Genomic DNA, 4,198 nt, shown 5'->3' on the forward strand with positions numbered 1-4,198 from the left:
TAGAACACTTGCCTTCTATATTTCGGTGCAAAGACTATGTGGTATTTACAGTTCCAGCGCGTGTGCGCTAAGCTCTTTTCGTCCCCCATTGGGACCCCCTTTCAATTCTTAATTAACTCTTGTAGTTGCCAGACCACAAGACGTTTTTATCAAATTGAAAGGGGTTATATAACTGACTTATAGCTGTAAGCTTTACGGAACCCCCAGCCTAGCTGGGGGTTTTCTCTATACAAAGAAAGAGCGAGTCTCACGACGCGCTCTGGTATGAGTTAAAAAGTAAAAGCAAGATTTGCCGAGCCACCCAATTGATGTTCTCCGGCATAACTTCCGGCAATATCAAGACTAACGGCATCTCCGGGGCTTATTCCCAAACCAACCGTAATTGCATTATCGACTGTATTTTCCATGTCGATTTCATACCCGGCTCTGAGTTGTCCCCACCCCCAGGCATTTCCTTCGACCCCGAACCGGATAAACTGAGTATCATCATCTTTGCCGGTAAAACGTTCTTGTTTGGTCATATCGATATCCACGGCCGCACTCAGGAATTCACTGACATAACCGACCGACATCGTTACTTGAGTGTCCAACTTATAATGGTTCTGACCATCAAAAGTCGCGATCGAATGATTAAACAAATCTTTCACACTGATCCCGACCCGATAAGCATCTTTGAGCCATACAGCCCCCAAATCCAGATTGAATGCATCATCTTTCACTTCACTCTTATCGTAATCATCCCAATCAAAATTCTCCACGGATGCGATTTGCTTATAGGTCCTCATCCACTGGTACTTAGGTGTAATCCCAAAAGAGAACGCCTGCTGTAAAATTTCATATTTCCTGGCGAACGCCATGCCGAATTCGGTGTATCCAAACGCAAGTAAATCAACAGTAGATGATTCATAGCGAGTCTTTACAGCTGCCGCTGAACTACCGGTACTTGCTGCAATATTCGGGTCAGCAAACAGTTCAACATACCCTCGGGCATAAATATTGACAGAGAGAGTGTCCAGCGGAATTGCAACCGCCGCACCGACGCCCCCCGATGCATTCAATGATTGATTATCAGAGAGATCATCCAAATAACCATTCATTTTTGCGACCGTTGCAGAATCGACACTGCCACCGGCAGCTTCATACCGATCGATTTCGTCTTGCAGATCATCAACAATTGAAATGGTATCGTCTTTATCACGAACATTTAAGTTGACTGACGGGAGCAATAATCCGAAATCATCCTGATCACGATACACTGCAGTCAGTGCAGGGTTATAGAAAGGTGCTAACAGAAAATCCGCGGTCGTTACCCCGGTATTCCCCATTCCGTTGCCTCTGGCGTCTGCAACCCATGATGCTGCCTCAGCAGGCGCCACAAAAGAACATACCACTGCCATCCATCGATAATTCTTCATTCATACCCACCTTATCTCATAAGTGTTCAATCTAAGATTAGTACAAAATGAACGTTCTACAGATAGTTATGCGCTTTAGTAATCAAAAATTTGCGACGGTAATAAATTTTTAAGCACGATTTTTTCTTTGCGGTTTTTGGGAAAGCGTTTGACTTTCGCTTCTATTCGCAACGCTTCACGATGAGAACCGACCGGATGACTCCAGACCAGTTTCAGAGGGGACTTGCCCCGCAATGCCTTGGCTCCCCGACCACACTGATGCTGTTGAAAGCGTCGTGCAATGTCAGTTGTAATTCCACAGTAAAGCGCATTTTGGGGCGTTCTGATCAAATAGATCCACCATTGAGAGGATTGTTCGTCAGTCATCAGCGATTATTCACGGGAAGAAAGCAGCTCATCGACTTGTGCGCGTAGCCATTGAACTTCCTGCTTTAACGCTTCCACTTCTTGTTCAAGTTCGTCAAGTCGCTCGGGTTGCTGATGAGTATCCACTGCCGATTCAACCATATCTTCACTTGCATCATAAGGAGTAAACGTTTGGCGATAGCGAATTTCTCGTTTACCCGGCTCGCGGGGCAATCTGGCCACTAATTCTCTCTCAATCAGCGTTTCCAGAACAGATTCGGTTGTTTTCATATCCGGCAAATCACACAGACGATTGGTTCGGGTTCGTAGTTCTCCCGGTGTCTGCGGACCACGTAGCAACAAGCAACAAAGGATCCCCAGCTCCTGCTCTGTCAATTGCAAATCACCAAATTCCGTATTACAAAAACGGTGCTGGTATTTGCTGGTCCGGCTGTTAAAACCACTTTCATCGCTGACCAGTCGGCGAGCAATTAAACCTTCAACTGTTTCAAGCACTTGAGATTCAGATAAGTTCATCACCGGCTCCCGGTTACTTTTCTGATTGCAGGCAGTCATCAGACCATTGAGACTCAGCGGATAGTAATCCGGTGTGGTAATCGATTTTTCAATTAAACTGCCGATAATCCGCGCTTCATGCACACTAAGCTCATACTTCATCTCGATTTCCTTTCATGCTCTGTTCAACTGAATTTGGTATACACAATATCCAACATTATTAATGTTCGACAACAAAAGTACATTTCACAATATGACCATACTCGTCCAGTACAACAATGCGTGAACGATTCAATTCGATATCGGTGAAGCCACACAATTTTCTTGCTGCGATGTAGCCAGTTCTGAGTTTATCCTGACGTGGGTTTTCGAGTAGTTCCTCAGAAACAGGAACAATAATTTCTGATGATAATGACATGACTTTTGATGAGTGATAACAGGAATGTCATTATCATATAGTGACTGACGGAGAAAATAAATCATGTTCAAGCGAGGAATCGCATATAGAAGCAGAGTCACATACTGATCGTCGGGAAATTCAGCAGACAAAGCCACTTTTGATTGATCTCAGGGCTGTTCCCAAGGCGATGGATATGATTTAATTCTGATAGACCCATTTAATAAGACAATAGGAAAGGAACCGATGAGCAGCGTATTTGAAATTGTCTCGCTAGCACGCCGTAAAAACAAACTCAAACGGGAGTTGATCGATAACGAGAAAAAAGTTCGGGACAACCGGAAACGGGTTGACCTGCTTGATAACCTGCTGGATTACATCAAACCTGAAATGACACACGATGAATTTATTGCCATCGTCAAAAACATGAAAGCAGACTATGAAGATCGGGTTGATGACCATATCATCAAGAGTGCTGAAATCTCAAAAGAGCGCCGTGAGATGAGTCGTCGCATTAAAGAGTTAACCGAACAAGATAAACTCCAGACTCAGGGTAAAAAATAATTCCCGTCGCGCTATAATAGACACCAAACCCACAACCATGTGGGTTTTTTTACATTTTCACTTTATGTTCAATCACATAGCGATATAGCTCCATTCCCTGAATGTTCACCGGTCGCGTCACTATCCCCTAATATTTTTATGTTTTTATTGATCTGATTTCAGGCTAGACTCAGTGGAAGCCCTCATACCAATAAAAGGAAAATATCATGATCGAACAAGGTCAGAAACTCCCAGCAGCGACGTTAAGCCAACTGACAGCAGATGGCATGGTTAATCATCAGGTTCAAGAACTCTTTGCTGGTAAGAAAGCAGTTTTATTCGCCGTTCCGGGTGCATTTACTCCGACTTGTTCTGAAGCTCACCTACCTGGCTATGTTGTATTGGCTGACCAGTTAAAAGCCAAAGGCGTTGATATTATCGCATGTGTTGCTGTTAATGATGCATTTGTGATGAAAGCATGGGGTGAAGCGCAAAATGCCTCAGAAATCATGATGCTGGCTGATGGAGATGCCAGTTTCACGAAAGCAATCGGTCTGGAAATGGATACCGAGCAATTCGGTGGTATTCGCTCTCAACGTTATGCCATGATCATTGAAGATGGTGTGGTCAAACAGTTGAATGTTGAGCCTCCGAAATCATTTGAAGTCAGCAATGCTGAAACAATCCTTGCCAGTCTGTAACTCACGTTGATATTGGCAGATAGCAAAAACGGCAACCAAAGTTGCCGTTTTTTTGTATAGAGAAAACCCCCAGCTAGGCTGGGGGTTCCGTAAAGCTTACAGCTATAAGTCAGTTATATAACCCCTTTCAATTTGATAAAAACGTCTTGTGGTCTGGCAACTACAAGAGTTAATTAAGAATTGAAAGGGGGTCCCAATGGGGGACGAAAAGAGCTTAGCGCACACGCGCTGGAACTGTAAATACCACATAGTGTTTGCACCGAAATATAGAAGACAAGTGT

At 44.0% G+C, this 4,198-nt stretch carries 7 protein-coding genes and 1 pseudogene; 3 read left to right on the top strand and 5 right to left on the bottom strand.

Annotation, left to right across the window (positions count from 1 at the left end; translation table 11 throughout):
- The 5 genes from VR7878_RS18880 to VR7878_RS18900 all read right to left on the bottom strand — a co-directional run.
- A partial coding sequence (locus VR7878_RS18880; RefSeq protein ID WP_175561600.1) for a transposase occupies positions 1–89 on the bottom strand: 89 nt, incomplete at its 3' end.
- A 180-nt stretch (positions 90–269) separates the two neighbouring features.
- Complete coding sequence (locus VR7878_RS18885) at positions 270–1,415, bottom strand: conjugal transfer protein TraF (RefSeq protein WP_077337560.1); 1,146 nt, start codon at positions 1,413–1,415, stop codon at positions 270–272.
- Positions 1,416–1,490: 75 nt separating this feature from the next.
- Entirely contained in the window at positions 1,491–1,781 is a 291-nt protein-coding gene (locus VR7878_RS18890) for a GIY-YIG nuclease family protein (RefSeq protein ID WP_077337561.1), read from the bottom strand.
- Positions 1,782–1,787: 6 nt separating this feature from the next.
- Positions 1,788–2,438 (bottom strand): YceH family protein, encoded by a 651-nt coding sequence (locus VR7878_RS18895; RefSeq protein WP_077337562.1) that lies wholly within the window; start codon positions 2,436–2,438, stop codon positions 1,788–1,790.
- Positions 2,439–2,496: 58 nt separating this feature from the next.
- Positions 2,497–2,694 (bottom strand): hypothetical protein, encoded by a 198-nt coding sequence (locus VR7878_RS18900; protein ID WP_077337563.1) that lies wholly within the window; start codon positions 2,692–2,694, stop codon positions 2,497–2,499.
- Positions 2,695–2,919: 225 nt separating this feature from the next.
- On the opposite strand from VR7878_RS18900, the gene VR7878_RS18905 reads away from it, so the two are divergent.
- The 3 genes and pseudogenes from VR7878_RS18905 to VR7878_RS18915 all read left to right on the top strand — a co-directional run.
- On the top strand, positions 2,920–3,237 hold the full coding sequence (locus tag VR7878_RS18905; protein WP_074371103.1) for a DUF496 family protein: 318 nt from the start codon (positions 2,920–2,922) through the stop codon (positions 3,235–3,237).
- Between the two features lie 206 nt (positions 3,238–3,443).
- Complete coding sequence (locus tag VR7878_RS18910) at positions 3,444–3,917, top strand: peroxiredoxin (RefSeq protein WP_077337564.1); 474 nt, start codon at positions 3,444–3,446, stop codon at positions 3,915–3,917.
- Between the two features lie 196 nt (positions 3,918–4,113).
- Positions 4,114–4,198: pseudogene (locus VR7878_RS18915) on the top strand (IS200/IS605 family transposase); the annotation flags it as partial.

Origin of the sequence: Vibrio ruber DSM 16370 (genome assembly GCF_900163965.1) — a bacterium.
Classification (GTDB): domain Bacteria; phylum Pseudomonadota; class Gammaproteobacteria; order Enterobacterales; family Vibrionaceae; genus Vibrio; species Vibrio ruber.